Consider the following 15,950-nt stretch of genomic DNA (forward strand, 5'->3'; position numbering starts at 1 on the left):
TCGAAGGTATTGTTGTAAAAATATTTGTAAGTGGTTCTAGAGAGTTTGTGTATTATACAAAATGGCTTGATTTGGGCGCAGTAACACTCGGCACGCCATTTGATGTAAACAAGAAAACAGCATGAACAAACAATGTGAACTGTAGCTGGTGCCAACCAAGATATAGTCACCAACAACTATATTGCTGTGCATGACCCACCCGTATGATTTTCCTGTTCATGAATCGTATCCTTTGCCTGAAACAGCAATCCTCTATTCTGTTTGTTCTGCTTTTGCTAAGTAGCGTAGCTACAGTTGCGCAGAACAACCACATTCGGCCCAACGTAACGCTAGGGTTGATTACGCCCGATGGTTTTACTAGTTCGTCTACTGATTCAACCGCCGAAGCCGTGGTGTTGTATGAGTCGGGAGAGGTGTCGTTTGAAGTGAATACTGACCAAAGCTGGGTAATCTTTACGCATCACGTTCGAACGCTTATCCGAAAAAAATCAGCGTATCACCGGGCCACCGTTCAACTGACCGTCCGGCGCGGGTACGGCACCTTACACGAGAAAATGAGCGATCTGGAGGGGTACACGTACAATCTTGTCAATGGTGTTCTATATACTGACCCTTTAGACTTGAAAAACGCTCGGTTTACGGAAAAGGCCGCTGACGATTATTGGATTGAAAAGTTTACCATGCCGAATGTACGTGAAGGCTCAGTTATTGATTATAAGTATACCGTTAAGACGCCCTTCATCGTCAATCGAACTCCGGAGCCCTGGTATTTTCAGCGGGATATTCCAGTCGACTGGAGTCAGTACCAAATCACCATTCCTAGTCTATATCCTCATAAAATAATCTTAAACGGATATCATGATTTAGATGTAAATGAAGTTAAACCCATCAAAATTAGTCTGGTCGCAGGCGAGCGTAAAAGCGAAGCTCAATTGTGCTTTTACGCCATAAAACATGTCCCAGCCTTCCGAAAAGAAGCCTATATCACAACCGAAGAAGATTATTTGTCGAGGTTGGATATCGAGCCACCTAACTACAAAGACTACAGAAAAGAGCAGGAAGAAAACTTCACCTGGGAAGCCATTGACAGACGGTTGAAAGGGAACGAGAACTTTGGATACCAGTTAGAGCCCAAAGATTGGCTACGCAAACTGGTTGAATCAAGAATCTTGACGGAATCGGATACGCTTAGCCGCATCAAAGCGGCCTGTGATTTTGTGGCAAAAACAATGACCTGGGACAGAAAATTGTCGATTTGGGCGGGTGATCTTAAGCAAGTGCTAGCCGATAAAAAAGGTGACTCCGGTGACATAAACATCTTACTGATTGCCGTATTGCGAGCAATGGGTATTCGGACCTACCCAGTCATTCTCAGTACAAGTACACACGGTCGTATCAGAGAAGAGTTGGCCCTTCTGCGACGATTCAACTACGTAGTGGCGATGGTCAGCGTGAATGGAAAGCCGTTGTTTCTGGATGCTACCGATGCATACCTCTCGCCCGGTATGCTGCCCATTCACTGCCTTAACGGAATAGGTCGACTGATCGATCCACCCCACAGTCGGTTTGTGCCACTACCCCCAACGGAACGGCTAATAGGAGCAACCATCAGCCGCCTGACACTCAATGAAGCCGGCGAGTTAAAAGGTACTCACACGCAATCATACGGAGGTTATGGAGCCTGGCTAAATCGCCGGCTCTTAAATATCGTAGGTGAGCCAAAATATCTGGAGACAATACGGGAAAATGAACCAGACTGGCAAATTGAAAAAGCGAGCTTTACGGGTATAAGTGGAACTGAGGGTACGTTTAACATCGATTATGCGCTGACTGTACTGGACGCCTGCACACAAGCCGGCGAACGAGTATACCTACGTCCGCTGATTACGGAGGCTTATACAGAGAACCCATTTCGAGAGCCTAAACGTCAGAACCCAGTACATTTTGGCGTTCCTATCGACGAAACATTCACGGCAACCTATACACTGCCTAGTGGTTTTTTGGTGGAGCAGGTTCCTAAACCAATAGCCATGAGTATGCCTCATAATGGTGGCCGATTCATCTATAAAGTATCGGTTGAGGATGGTCAGATACGGGTTGATAGCCGGGTTATATTACGAAAAGCGGTGTATGAGCCATCGGAGTACGGTGCTTTACGGGAGTTGTACACCCAAATCGTTGCCAAGCACACCGAACCTATCGTGTTGAAACGAGGAACAACCGCTACTAGATAAATGAAATTGTTTGCCTAAAGAGTAAACAGAGAAAGCATTTGTAGGAAGGCCTACCGTTTACATAATCTCTTTTGAAATATGTTATCAGGATAATATCTTGGCATGTTTCTGGAAAACATTTACCCACCACTCATGTTCTCTTCTCGTTATTTACCACGGCTATTGACGTTGATAGTCGTATGCGTTTACGTTAGCCTGAGCAGTATTTATGCTCAGAAAAAGGCTGAGCCGGTGCCCACTCCTGATATTAAGTTCGGTAAAGTCACCTCTGATCATTTTAACAACCAAACTACCGATTCAACCGCCGAAGCCGTTGTGCTCTACGATTTTGGACAGGTGCAGTTTAGTGATGGCAATAATGACTTCTGGATGGAGTTTACGCACCATGTCAGGATTCAGATTCGTAAGAAATCAGCCTACGATCGGGCAACCGTCGAATTAGGCGTCCGACGGGGTAAGGCAGGGCAAAACGAGTTCGTATCTAACTTTGAGGGATGCACTTATAATATCAATGGTGGGAGCGTAGCATTCGATAAGCTTGATAAGTCTGGACACTTTACCGAGCGTGTATCAGAGGATTATTCGCTTGAAAAATACACCTTGCCGAATGTCCGTGAAGGGTCAATTATTGAGTATCAATATACAGTCAGAACGCCATTCAACGTCAGTCATAACCCCAGAACGTGGTGGTTTCAACAAAATATACCGGTTAACTGGAGCGAATACCGCATTACGGTGCCTGATTACTTTTTTTACAAGATAATGCAGGGTGGATATCTACCGCTGACCATCAATCAGCATGAGCGGTCGAGTTATCCACTTCTCTCAGCTCACCCCGAGATCGGTTCAACTGCCTATCGATTTGCGGTAAAAGATGCGCCTGCCTTTCGCGACGAGTCGTACATCACCACCGATGATGACTACTTGTCGAAAATTGAGTTCGAGCTGGCCAGTTACCAAATGCCAGGGCGTGCTACTACCGATTTCTCGGTCACCTGGGAAGCATTAGACAGAACCTTGCTGATGAATGCCAGCTTCGGCGGACAGTATAAACGCGCCGGTTTTCTGCGCGAGACGGCTCAGTCCTTACTGAGTCGGCATAAGGATACCTTGGGCCGGGTTAAGGGTGCGTATGAGTTTGTGAAAAAGCACATAAAGTGGAGTAGTGAATCGGCATTGTGGTCGAACAACGTTAAGAAAGTATTCGACGACAAAAAAGGGGATGCCGCCGACATCAACCTCTTACTGATTGCCCTGCTGCGCGAGATGGATATTGAGGCTAATCCGGTCATTCTGAGCACCCGATCGCACGGACGAATCGTTGAAGCGTATGCCCTGCTACGGAAGTTCAACTACGTAGTTGCTCATGTATCATTGGGTGGCAAAGATGTTCTGCTGGATGCTACTGATCCTTATCTCCAGCTTGGTATGTTGCCCACACACTGCCTGAATGGTTCAGGGCGGCTTGTTCACGCCAATAAGGCTCGGTTTATATCGCTGGCTCCGAGAGAGCGTAATGTCGAAGCGCGTAACGCTACGTTTACGCTTGATGAAGAAGGGGAGGTAACGGGTACCCTTGTCCATTCGCATGGTGGCTATAGCGCCTGGAGCGCCCGTAAACAGTTTGCGACCGATGGGCACACAACGTATCTGGATGGTGTTCGTAAAAAGCGACCCAGTTGGCAGATCGAGCAGGCAAAATTTGAGGAAGTTGACTCTATAGGAACATTCAACGCTACGTACGCGCTTACAATTCCGGAAGCCTGTGGCCGGGCTGGCGACCGACTTTATCTGCGCCCTATGCTGAGCGAAGCGCATGGGAGTAATCCGTTTAAAGAGAAGGAGCGGCTGTATCCTGTCGATTTTGGCGTTTCAATCGACGAAAACTTTTTGGCTACGTACACGCTGCCTGCCGGGTTTACGGTTGAGGAATTGCCCAAACCTGTATCGATGATTCTGCCGAACAACACCGGACGGTTCAATTATCAGGTATCGGTTATTAATAGAAATCAACTACAGGTTGTCAGCCGGATACTGCTGCGCAAAACCCAGTATTTTGCCGAGGAGTATTCAGCTTTGCAGGAATTCTTCAGCCAGATCGTTGCTAAACATGCTGAACAAGTCGTACTAAAGCGCGGAACTGTTGCCGAGAAGAAATAACGACATCGGTATGAAGAAACTTTTAACAATCAGCTTGTTTCTGTGTCAACCGGTTTGGGCGCAGGTGGAATATCAGGCGGCTGCAATTCCGGCTGCTTTGAAAGAGAACGCACATGGCGTTGTTCGTCGGCACGAAACAACGTTTACCGTTAAGTCGGCAGGAGAAGCTACGCAACGCATTCGTAGTGTTGTAACGGTGTTGGATAAGCAGGGCGACGACCAGGCCACGAAGGTTGTCTACTACAATAAACTATCTAAAATCATCGACTTCGAAGGAGCGCTTTACGACGCCGATGGAAAGCTGATCAAGAAGCTCAAGAAGGCAGATATTGACGATTATAGCACCTACACTGACTATAACCTGTTTGATGATCAACGGTTCAAATCGGCCAAGTTTCCCAAGCAGCCGACGTATCCTTACACGGTTGAGTTTGTTGTTGAGACGGCCGAACGAAATTTGATGTTCTATCCTACCTGGATGCCTCAAGACGAGCAGCATCTGGCAGTTGAACAGGCTACGTTTGTGGCTAACATACCGTCTGAGTTAGCTATACGCTACAAGGAAATGAATATCCAAACGCCAGTGGCCGTAACATCGCTTTCTAACGGTGGAAAAAAATATACCTGGACGTTAGCAAACTGTCCGGCCGTTGAATTTGAGCCACTATCGCCCCCGGCTCAGGAACAGCTTCCTATTGTGTATACGGCTCCAACGGACTTTGAGGTACAGGAGTATACAGGGAAAATCAATACCTGGAGTGACATAGGGCGGTTTTACCATATGCTTAACGAGGGTCGCGATCAGATCCCGGACCATGTCCGTCAGCAAGTAATCAACCTGACGAAGGGCGAAACGACCACGGCCGGTAAGATTCGAAAGGTGTATCAATATTTGCAGAATGAGACTCGGTACGTGAGTATTCAGCTGGGTATTGGCGGCTGGCAAACTATTGAAGCGGAAAAAGTAGCCCTGAATAAATATGGTGATTGCAAGGCGCTGACAAACTACACTAAAGCACTGCTGAAAGCCGCTGGTATAACGGCCTACCCGGCCCTCGTGCGGGCGGGTAACGACCAGCCAGATATTCTGACTGATTTTCCGTGCTTTCAATTTAACCACGTTATTCTTTGCGTACCAGACGGTCGAGACACGACGTATCTGGAATGCACAAGTGGTCATGATCTGGCTGGCTACGTCGGCGATTTTACCGGTAACCGTCATGCGTTGCTTATTATGCCGAATGGGAGCCGATTAGTGAAAACACCCGCTTACCGCCCCATCGATAACCTTCAACAACGCCGTATAACCGTAAAATTAACCGATCAGGGAGACGCTACCGCCGATGTGCTGACTCGGTACACCGGGCTTCAGCAAGATGACCATGCCAACGTCTTTCACCGCTTAAACCAAGATGATCAACGAAGCTGGTTGCTCAAACATATTCGAATTCCAACCTTTGAACTCAACACATTTACCTTCAGCGAAGAAGCCGGGCAACTGCCCACCTTCGTAGAGACCTTGAAAATAGATGTACGTCGGTGGGCCACGGCGAGCGGCACTCGCCTGTTCTTACCCCTCAACTTAATGTCGGCTCTTTCGCCCGCTACGCCGTTGAGCCAGCCCCGGAGAGCGGCCGTGGAATTGAATGCAAATTATGATTTTGAGGATAGCGACACCATTACGTATCAATTGCCAAAAGGATACGCTCCTGAGTACGAGCTCACTCCATTAACAGTAGAGTCTAAATTTGGTCGATATACAGCCCAGGTAACGGTTGAAGGCGAGCGGGTTACCTACATTCGGCGCGTGACCATGCACCGCGGCCGTTTTCCAGCATCGGCTTATTCGGATTGGGTCGATTTCCGGAAAAAGGTTGCCAAGGCCGACCGGGCGCAGATGGTGTTTGTTAAAAGCAATTAAACCAAACCCTTTCGGGCCTGTCGAACGTTTATCAGACAAACGATTTGAATTCAACCATGAAGAAAGGACTTGTTTTGTTCGTATTAGCGGCCCTGCCGTTATTATTTAGCCAGTGCAGTGTTAACAAACAGATCGCGCAAGCTAAAGCGCTTGGTGACTGCCGGTACACGATTGCATCGGCCGATAGTGTATACTTAGCCGGTACCGACGTCCGGCAATTTCAGAAGCTGGAAGACCTCAACCCGGCCCGTTTTCCGCGGCTGGCAGCTGGTCTGCTAACCCGGAATGTACCGCTGGACGCTCGTATAAATCTCGAGATTACCAACCCTACCAACAAACTAGCCGGTATCAACCAGCTGGAATACCGGATTCTGCTGGCGGGGCAGGAGTTGTTCAACGGGTTTTTAAACCAGCGCATTGAAGTACAGCCCGGTGGCGGGCGCACCCGCGTTCCGGTCCGGCTGAATGCTAATGCGTATCAGTTACTGACTGATCCGAAAACCCGCGATGCGTTTGCGCAATTGATGCAGAACTTTTCGGGTTCCGCCAATAGTAAACCATCGAAGCTGACGATTAAGATCAAGCCAACATTGGCGCTGGGTAACAAAGCCATTAATTATCCCGGCTACATCACGATCGATCAGGACGTAACCAACAAAATTCTGCTGGGCAATTAGCCTTAGGCTTCTTTTATGGCCTTTGGGTCAGTAGCATTTAAACCGCTCCGGCTTTTTGACGTCGGGGCGGTTTTATTGTTTACAGCCTTTTCTATTACGTTTAACATCTTTGATCAAACAACCCGATGCGCCAACTATTGATAGTCTTGTTCGTTTCCGCTTCAGCAACCTACACGATAGCTCAGTCGAATCGTATTCAGCTTACGCACGACGAAGCTAAGAAACAGGTGAGTGTTACAGTGGACGGTAAGCCCTTTACCGCTTATATCTATCCCGGTCCAACGGTTTTAAAAAAGCCTGTGCTTTATCCGATCCGGTCGGCGGGTGGTAACTTCATCACCCGTGGCTGGCCCCTCGACCCGCGGCCCGACGAACGGATTGACCACCCGCACCACGTAGGGATGTGGTTCAATTATGGAGACGTGAATGGTCATGATTTCTGGAATAATTCCACCGAAGTTGGACCGGAGCACAAAGGACCGTTCGGCACCATTGTTCATACAGGCGTTAAGTCAATGAAAAGCGGTAAGGACGTGGCCGAATTGACTGTCACGGCGGACTGGCTTGACAAAGACAATAAAGTGATGATTCAGGAGACTACCACATATGAGTTCCGGGGTACGGCTACCGATCGCACTATTGACCGTATCACAACCCTGAAGGCTGTCGATAAAGACGTTCTGTTTAAGGATAACAAAGAAGGCATGATTGCGCTACGGATGGCTCGCCAACTTGAACAGCCTTCTACTAAACCAGAAGTGTTTACGGACGCACAAGGCGTAGCAACAAAGGTACCTGTACTCAATAATGCGGGCGTAACTGGACTGTATCATAGCAGTGAAGGCGTTGAGGGTGATGCTGTTTGGGGCACCCGGGCCCAGTGGATGAAGCTAACAGGGACGGTTGGTGGCGAAGCCGTATCCATTGTGTTAATGGATCACCCAAAGAACGTGGGTTACCCTACATACTGGCACGCCCGGGGCTATGGTCTGTTTGCCGCAAATCCGTTGGGAGCATCCGTGATGAGCAGCGGTAAAGCGCCAGCAATGAACTACACGCTCCCCGCAGGTAAGTCGGTTACGTTTCGTCATAAGCTGTTAATTCGTTCGGGTAACTTACCAGATTCAGCCCTGAACGAAATAACCAAGCAATAAGAAGGAGGGGTAGGAAACGGATTTTTTATTTGGCATACTATTTGTAACCTTGCCTGGCTGGTATAGGTGAAACGTACTAGTCTATTATGTCCTACCCCCAATTTCATTTTTTTGTCAGGAGTAGTTGTGCTGCAATCGTTACCTGCGTAATTGTTGTTGGGACGCTTCTGGCTCAACCTCGAATAGCAGCTCCTGTTAAGAAATCCCGTGTTCTGTCCAACGCCCGTCAGGCAGCAGTTCAGTCAGGATTACAAACAATTGAGAACAATCAGATTCGGGTCGGTATCAATACCAATTATGGTGGTGCCATCACCTATCTTGCTTTCAAAGACACGCGTAACGGAAACGTCCGCACCGAGAACATTGTAAACAACTATGACTTGGGCCGACAAGTACAGATTGGTATTTACAGTGGTCCGGAAGATTACTCAAGAAGGGGGGCCGAAGCCTGGGTAGGACTCGGTTGGAACCCAATTCAGGCCGGTGACGTATACGGAAACCCAGCAAAAGTGCTTACGGTCGAAAAACAGCAGAACCTGTTGTACGTAAAGTCGATCCCGACGCAGTTTGCTATAAATAATGAGCCGGGCGAAGTTACGATTGAGCACTGGATACGGCTGGAAAACAACGTAGTAAAGGTCCATGCCAAGATTGTGATGTTCCGTTCAGACAAAAGGCAGTTTACGGCTCGGCAGCAGGAATTTCCCTGTATTTACGCGAACGGCGAATATCATAACATTTGGTATTACAGGAGAGGGAAACCCTACTCCAACGACGATCTGGACCTGGCTCGACCCCCAATGGATTATGGTGAAGTACTGCCAACGGAGCCCTGGATGGCTTCGGTGAACGATAAAGGATATGGAGTAGGCTTGTACGTTCCTGGGGTATACGAATGGAAAAAAGGATATTTTGGGACTGAATATGCCGGAGATGAATTTAGTGCAGAATCGGCGTACATTGGCGCGACAAACTCGGTTCTGTTAGATCATAACATGACGTATGAATGGGACTATGAACTTGTTTTAGGACACATCACCGAAATCCGGTCTCATGTTTACTCAAAACCTCATCCGTTGACTGGTCCTAATTACCGGTTCGATACATCGCGTAAAGGCTGGTTCTACTATAATGCGCAGGATACCGGCTGGCCTATTAGCGGTAAGCTGCACGTTAAGCTAGATAATGCCAGAGAAAACCAAATTAAGTCACCATACGCGTTCTGGAAGGGACGCGACAACCCAAAACTGTATGTACGAGCGGCCTTTAACACCCAGAACAATCAGTTTAGACTAGGGTGGCGAAGAGCTGAAGACAAAACGCTTTATGGCACGGGGGATCGTCTCGTAAACTTTCCCATTATAAACGACGGGCAGTTTCATACATATGAAATAGATTTAAGCAGAAACGAAAACTGGTTAAACTACAACATCGGGCAGCTTGTATTCAGGCCTATTGAAGATGGACCACCCATTAACGGTTGGGCCGAGTTTGAATGGATTTCAACCCAGAAGGATGGCCCCGTTGCTGAAGCTGTTGACCCCGAAGATCCGATTGAAGTTGCTTGTGAACCGGGTTGCTCACCTGTAACTGCACAACGAATCCGGTACATACCTGGAAATCGTAAACAATAAAATCGTCTTACATCAACGTAATGGCTGAACCCCAAACCTGGGTGAACCGTCTAACCAATCAAAAAGCGGGACCAATATAAGTTGGTCCCGCTTTTTGATTGGTTACATTATTTGGTACTTAGCTTGATACCTGCACCTGTAGTGGCTGAAGGTATCTTTATCTACCTATAAATGGCCTTATGTCGTTAGTTTAAATGCACAAGAGCCGACCGGTATACCCGGCCGCCGAGGGAATCTATCCACGAACGAAACGTACCGTTTTCGTCGGTAGCTCGGTTCAGTTCGGTGTCAATTTGGCGAAGCAAAAAAAAGAGTTGGTGAACATGTAACCATTGCTGATGTAGCCGGTCAGCATGCTCGACCGTTTGTGCATTTTTGCGAGCTTCCTGCGTTAACTGACGCAAGCTCATCTTTAAATGGTACCGCAACATCATTAAGCGGCTGGCCATTGGCAGCTCGGTTGGATTACGCTCCATATACGCAATACCTTTAGCCAGCATGTTGTTACGCTGCTGTAGTTGATCGGACACAATCATCCAGGCGTGCTCTGCCCGAAGCGAATCATAAGTGATGGTTTTCATGACGATTAGTACGGTACGGTTTATGAACAAATATAACAAAACGACGAATCTTTAAAATGGCGTAATCCCAATATTGGAAAATTTTAATCTGCATAATGCATATATAACCAATTATTAGATAAGAATAGTGCAAAGAGGGTTTAATGGCTAACTGTTTAAATTCTTGTAATTATTGAACAGGAGAAGTATGTTGGATTGGCGTATCTTTCCCGTTGAAATTTATTGACCTATGATTCGGCTACAACGCTTTGGATTGGCACTTTTTCTGATTGGCTTTTCCTGCTGGCTTTTTACACTAACCTTGAGTCAATTTCAACTCAATGAAGCCAGTGTCGATAAAGTAGTGAAGGCTGAGCATCGTGATGCGGTTCGTGCACGAACCGCGTTCATGATTGGAAAAATATACCCCGATAATCTATCTTTTATTAAGGACTTCCGCGGAGCCGTTAATGCATATAATGACGAAATGAGGCTTAAAAAAGCGTGGGATAAAGTCATTAATGATAATTACGTACTAGAAATCACAAAAGAATCGTCTTTGGGCGTACTCAATGGTAAGCCAACTGGTGGTAATCAAAACGGGTTATGGTTTTGGCTAAGCATTGGACTAGCCTCCATTGGTGGGCTGATCTACGCACTCGCTGGACTAAAACGTTTGCCAGGAATCGATAACAACCGTTTATATCGCCACCCGGCTACCGACCGTGGTTGGATTGGCATTAGCCTTGGTATATTCCTGATCGGGTTCTACATCATCCTCTATTTTTATCCGGAATACCTTACAAACTGGATGTTACTGGTTGATCCGATCAGTCAGGCATTGGTTGGTCAATCGGCCAGTCAGTGGTTCATGTATGGGTTTCTGTATACGCTGGCTATTATGGTAATGGGCGTTCGGATGCTGATCAATTATCGACACAGTCGCTATCAGCAACTCCGGACGCTGTCGGTGATGTTTTTTCAAGTCAGTTTCGCCTTTCTGATTCCGAACATCATGCAACGGTTGAATCAGCCTTATCAGGACTTGAAAAATATATGGCCGTTAGACTATAACTTCTTCTTTGATTATGAGATTAAGGAGAAGATTCAAGCTGGCTCGTTCGGAATCTTCATGCTGGTTTGGGGTATCGTGCTGGCGTTGGTAGCCGTGCCGGTACTGACTTATTTCTTTGGTAAACGCTGGTATTGTTCCTGGGTGTGCGGCTGTGGCGGACTGGCCGAAACCTTAGGTGATCCGTACCGCCATTTGTCGGATAAAAGCTTAAAAGCCTGGAAAGTTGAACGTGTTGTTGTGCATAGCGTTTTGGTATTTGCGGTTGTCATGACTGTTCTTGTGCTGTATACGTATTTTACGGGCCAAAGTACGGTACTCGGCTTTCTCGATAGCTACAGTGTTCGGTCAACCTATGGCTTTGCTATCGGTTCCATCTTTGCGGGGGTCGTCGGAACCGGATTCTATCCCCTGTTGGGTAATCGGGTTTGGTGCCGGTTTGGCTGTCCGTTGGCGGCTTATTTGGGGTTAGTTCAACGGTTTCGGTCAAGATTCCGAATTACTACGAATGGTGGGCAATGTATTTCATGCGGTAATTGCTCGGCTTATTGCGAAATGGGTATTGACGTACGTGCCTATGCACAGCGTGGGCAAGACATTGTGCGGTCGTCGTGCGTGGGTTGCGGTATCTGCTCCGCTGTGTGTCCTCGCGGGGTGCTAAATTTGGAAGTTGGTCCGGTGTCGAGCCGCAGAATCTAAGCTATCTTGGACACTCTTCGGTAGGTAGTGTATTGTAGGCAGTTTAACCGAAACCCTTTATCTTCGTGGGAAACCGTCGGCAACTAATTTAAAGTTGTCTACTTAATTATGGACCCTACCTACCGCGCCCTAATCGTCTGCACGAATCATACGGATTATCCAACCAAGCCCCACAAAACTGGCTTGTGGCTGAGTGAGGCCACTCATTTCTACGATGAGCTAGCCGATCGGAATCTTCCTTACGACATCGCCAGTCCGAACGGAGGAGCGGTTCCAATTGATGAAAAGAGCCTTGACCGCCGTGATACAGTAAATGAAAAATGGTATAACGATCCAACGTTCCGTTCCAAACTTGAGCATTCGCTTCGGATCGACGAGGTAAATCCGGCTAGTTATCAGATTATTTACCTTACAGGAGGCCACGGTACCATGTGGGATTTTCCTGATAATTTAGCCCTACAGAACATTACCCGGCACATCTACGAAAACGGTGGCATGATTGCGGCCGTTTGTCACGGGGTTAGTGGACTACTCAACGTTAAATTATCTGATGGATCTCCATTGATTGACAACCGGCAAATAACGGGTTTCTCGAATATGGAAGAGAAGCTCGTCCGTCTTGATGAAGAAGTGCCTTTTTTGCTTGAAGATGCGCTAAAGCAGAAGAATGCGCTCTACAGCAAAAGCTTTATTCCGTTTCTGCCTTACATTGAAGTGGACGAGCGGATGGTAACTGGCCAAAATCCACTGTCTGCCCGTAAAGTAGGCCGTAAAGTGATGGAGGAAATGTACGAGAAGTAAAGAACTTTTATAGAAAACGCGAGGGGCCGTGTTATTTTCCACAGGATAGTAACACGGCCCCTTTCACTTAATGTATAAGTTTATACAACTGCGTGGGGGAACAGATCACGCAAAAATTTAAGCTCCTGGTCTTTATCGGAGACAATTGGATTGGTAACTCCCCAGTTAATATTCAAATCTGGATCGTCCCAACGGATGCCCGACTCAGCCGCCTTATTATAAACGTTCGTGCATTTATAGCTAAAAATACTGTCTTCTAGCGCAACAAAGCCGTGGCCAAATCCCTCCGGAATGTAAGCCATATTAGCCAGTTTAGCATCTAGTAGAAATGTTTCGTATTGGCCGAACGTAGGAGAATTGGGGCGTAGGTCGACGGCTATGTCTAAGACTTGCCCACTGACAACGCGTACTAGTTTGCCTTGGGCAAATGGTTCGTTTTGCATGTGCAAGCCGCGCAATACACCTTTCACCGAAAACGATTGATTATCCTGCACAAACTCTATCGGTAAGCCTAATGATGCGAAAAGGGGTTTGTTGTATGACTCGAAGAAGTAGCCACGCTCGTCTTCAAACACACGTGGAATTAGCTCAATCAGGCCCTCAATGGCCGTTTGCCGAATTTGCATAGGGAGGTTTGTTACGTAAATACGATTTGTCTCACTTACAAATTTATGAAACCGGAATCGTAGTTCGTACTTTTGAGCCCAACCAATTTAGCGTTTGGTTAATGGCAGGCAATGACTTACTCAGAATTAAGCGAATTAATCGTTCGGAAGCAATCCTATTTATGCGTTGGTTTGGACACCGATCTCCAAAAGTTACCCCATCATTTATTGACCGAGCCCGATCCGGTTTTTACCTTCAACAAAGCCATTATTGACGCTACCGCAGATCTTGCCGTAGCCTATAAGCCCAACATTGCTTTCTATGAAGCGCAAGGCCCTCGTGGTTGGGAAAGCCTTCAGAAAACGTTGGATTATATTCCCGTTGACTGCTTTACCATCGCCGACGCCAAACGGGGGGATATCGGTAACACATCCGGACTTTACGCGCGGACCTTCTTCAACCCTACCGCTGCCGGATTGAACTTTGACTCTGTTACCGTTGCTCCGTACATGGGGGCTGATTCGGTAACCCCATTTCTGGAATACGCTGGTAAATGGGTAATTCTATTGGCGTTGACATCAAATTCGGGTAGTGCCGATTTTCAGCGGCAGGCAGTAGGCGAGCAAGAACTGTATCAGGTAGTTATTGAAACGGCAAAACGCTGGGCTGGCCCTGACCGGCTTATGTTTGTCGTGGGAGCAACCCAGGCCGACGAGTTAAGCCGAATTAGAGAAATAGCGCCCGACCACTTTTTGCTTGTGCCTGGGGTGGGGGCGCAGGGCGGGAGTTTGGCCGATGTATCGCGCCATGGGCTAACAGCTCATGGAGGGTTGTTGGTGAACGCTTCACGAAGTATCCTATACGCATCCAATGGTCTGGATTTTGCTGAGCAGGCCCGGGCAGAAGCCAAAGCATTACAAACAGAGATGGCTAAGTATTTAAACTCATAACGATTTCAGTTTTACCGTTTTTGCTTTACATTGTGAGTTTATTCTCCTGATTCGTCAGCTGAGAGAAACTACCTACCGTAAATCAGAACCGATAAACTTGTAATTCCCACCGTGCCTGAAGCCTTCTTGTACTTCCTTTGGCAGTATCAGTATTATGATAAAGTCAATTTAACCACAACCGACGGCGAAGCCGTTCTGGTCTTACATCCCGGCTTTCGAAACCACGACTCCGGCCCTGATTTTACAAATGCTCGGCTATTAATAAATGATGTCGAATGGGTGGGCACGGTCGAAATGCACACAAAGACATCGGACTGGTTAGCGCATCGCCACCAACATGATCGTGCTTACGACAATGTTATTCTGCACGTAGTATGGCAGGATGATCGCACGACAAACGGTCGTAGAGTCGACCGTTCTAACGGAACACCCTTACCTACTCTTGAGCTGTGTCCGCTTACTGCCCCAGCGCTTATTGACCGCTATCAGGCATTGAGTGATTCCGCCGACGCCATTCCTTGTGCGGGCCAGTTTCGTTCCGTACAGCCGTTGCGGTTGACGTCAATGCTCGACAAAGCCATGTTACAGCGGTTAGAGCGAAAAGCAACGGCTGTTCGTCAATTATTCGAGCAAACCGGGGGCGATTGGGAGGAAACAACGTATCGGCTGTTGGCTATGAACATGGGCTTTAAAATCAACGCTGAACCAATGGCGCAGCTCAGCCGGACGGTGCCGTTGAAGGCTATTCTTAAACACCGTGATAACCTCTTGCAAGTAGAAGCTATGCTGTTCGGTACAGCAGGGTTGTTGGATACCGACGAATCAGATGAGTACATAGCAACGCTGCAGCGCGAATACCGTTTTCTGGCCGCTAAATATACTCTCTCGGACAAACAAGTGGCAGCTCATGCCTGGAAGTGGGGGAGGTTACGACCGGCTAATTTCCCAACGTTGCGGTTGGCCCAGTTTGCCTGTTTGGTTAGCTACCACGCCAGCCTATTCTCGCTTTTTGCCGGAGCTACCGATGCCGAACGGCTGCTTGAATCCTTACAAGTTACTCCTTCAGATTACTGGCATTCGCATTATCGCTTCGGTAAACAGTCCGAAAAAACAGTTCCGGCATTGGGACAGAATGCGGCTGAGAACATAATTATCAATACCGTAGCGCCTTTGTTGGCTGCTTACGCCCACCATCGCGGACAACCGGCTTATATTGATCGTGCCATCGCCTTGTTAGAGGATCTTCCGGCCGAAAAAAATCGTATAACTGAGGGATGGGACGCTCTTGGTTTAGGTATTCGTACAGCCTTCGATTCGCAGGCGAGTATTGAACTCTACAACGAATTCTGTTCGGTTAAGAAGTGCCTAAGCTGTCAAATCGGCGCTGGACTGCTGAAAAGCAATTAGGAAATTGCGAAGACTGGGGCAGTAAGTAAAATGAAACGTAGTCAGTAAAAAGGTGCAGTAGTATCACCACTGCAC

At 47.5% G+C, this 15,950-nt stretch carries 12 protein-coding genes; 10 read left to right on the forward strand and 2 right to left on the reverse strand.

Annotation, left to right across the window (positions count from 1 at the left end; translation table 11 throughout):
• The first annotated feature begins 218 nt into the window (after positions 1-218).
• From ACFSUS_RS24870 to ACFSUS_RS24895, 6 genes are all read left to right on the forward strand, one after another.
• A complete protein-coding gene (locus ACFSUS_RS24870; protein WP_381526979.1) occupies positions 219-2,234 on the forward strand; it encodes a transglutaminase domain-containing protein in 2,016 nt (671 codons plus the stop codon).
• 132 nt (positions 2,235-2,366) lie between these two features.
• Positions 2,367-4,394, forward strand: a complete 2,028-nt coding sequence (locus ACFSUS_RS24875; protein ID WP_381526981.1) for a transglutaminase domain-containing protein — start codon at positions 2,367-2,369, stop codon at positions 4,392-4,394.
• Between the two features lie 10 nt (positions 4,395-4,404).
• Positions 4,405-6,315 (forward strand): DUF3857 domain-containing protein, encoded by a 1,911-nt coding sequence (locus ACFSUS_RS24880; protein ID WP_381526983.1) that lies wholly within the window; start codon positions 4,405-4,407, stop codon positions 6,313-6,315.
• A gap of 56 nt (positions 6,316-6,371) precedes the next feature.
• The gene (locus ACFSUS_RS24885; RefSeq protein WP_381526985.1) at positions 6,372-6,992 is read left to right on the forward strand and encodes a hypothetical protein; all 621 of its coding nucleotides are present in this window, start codon (positions 6,372-6,374) and stop codon (positions 6,990-6,992) included.
• 125 nt (positions 6,993-7,117) lie between these two features.
• Positions 7,118-8,146 (forward strand): DUF6807 domain-containing protein, encoded by a 1,029-nt coding sequence (locus tag ACFSUS_RS24890; protein ID WP_381526987.1) that lies wholly within the window; start codon positions 7,118-7,120, stop codon positions 8,144-8,146.
• An 86-nt stretch (positions 8,147-8,232) separates the two neighbouring features.
• Positions 8,233-9,780, forward strand: coding sequence for a hypothetical protein (locus tag ACFSUS_RS24895; protein ID WP_381526989.1), 1,548 nt, complete (start codon positions 8,233-8,235; stop codon positions 9,778-9,780).
• A 185-nt stretch (positions 9,781-9,965) separates the two neighbouring features.
• Here the strand turns inward: ACFSUS_RS24895 and ACFSUS_RS24900 are convergent, their stop codons facing one another.
• Entirely contained in the window at positions 9,966-10,361 is a 396-nt protein-coding gene (locus tag ACFSUS_RS24900; RefSeq protein WP_381526991.1) for a hypothetical protein, read from the reverse strand.
• Between the two features lie 229 nt (positions 10,362-10,590).
• On the opposite strand from ACFSUS_RS24900, the gene ACFSUS_RS24905 reads away from it, so the two are divergent.
• Positions 10,591-12,111, forward strand: coding sequence for a 4Fe-4S binding protein (locus ACFSUS_RS24905; protein ID WP_381526993.1), 1,521 nt, complete (start codon positions 10,591-10,593; stop codon positions 12,109-12,111).
• A gap of 108 nt (positions 12,112-12,219) precedes the next feature.
• On the forward strand, positions 12,220-12,912 hold the full coding sequence (locus ACFSUS_RS24910) for a type 1 glutamine amidotransferase domain-containing protein (protein ID WP_381526995.1): 693 nt from the start codon (positions 12,220-12,222) through the stop codon (positions 12,910-12,912).
• Between the two features lie 80 nt (positions 12,913-12,992).
• Here ACFSUS_RS24910 and rfbC read toward each other — a convergent pair whose 3' ends face one another.
• Positions 12,993-13,538, reverse strand: coding sequence for a dTDP-4-dehydrorhamnose 3,5-epimerase (gene rfbC / locus ACFSUS_RS24915; protein ID WP_381526998.1), 546 nt, complete (start codon positions 13,536-13,538; stop codon positions 12,993-12,995).
• A 111-nt stretch (positions 13,539-13,649) separates the two neighbouring features.
• Here rfbC and pyrF point away from each other — a divergent pair, with 111 nt between their 5' ends.
• Positions 13,650-14,468: an orotidine-5'-phosphate decarboxylase gene (gene pyrF, locus ACFSUS_RS24920; RefSeq protein WP_381527000.1), complete on the forward strand. Its 819-nt coding sequence runs from the start codon at positions 13,650-13,652 to the stop codon at positions 14,466-14,468.
• A gap of 111 nt (positions 14,469-14,579) precedes the next feature.
• Positions 14,580-15,875 (forward strand): DUF2851 family protein, encoded by a 1,296-nt coding sequence (locus tag ACFSUS_RS24925; protein WP_381527002.1) that lies wholly within the window; start codon positions 14,580-14,582, stop codon positions 15,873-15,875.
• Positions 15,876-15,950: the final 75 nt, after the last annotated feature.

This window comes from Spirosoma soli, from assembly GCF_042684525.1.
In the GTDB taxonomy this organism is placed as follows: domain Bacteria; phylum Bacteroidota; class Bacteroidia; order Cytophagales; family Spirosomataceae; genus Spirosoma; species Spirosoma soli.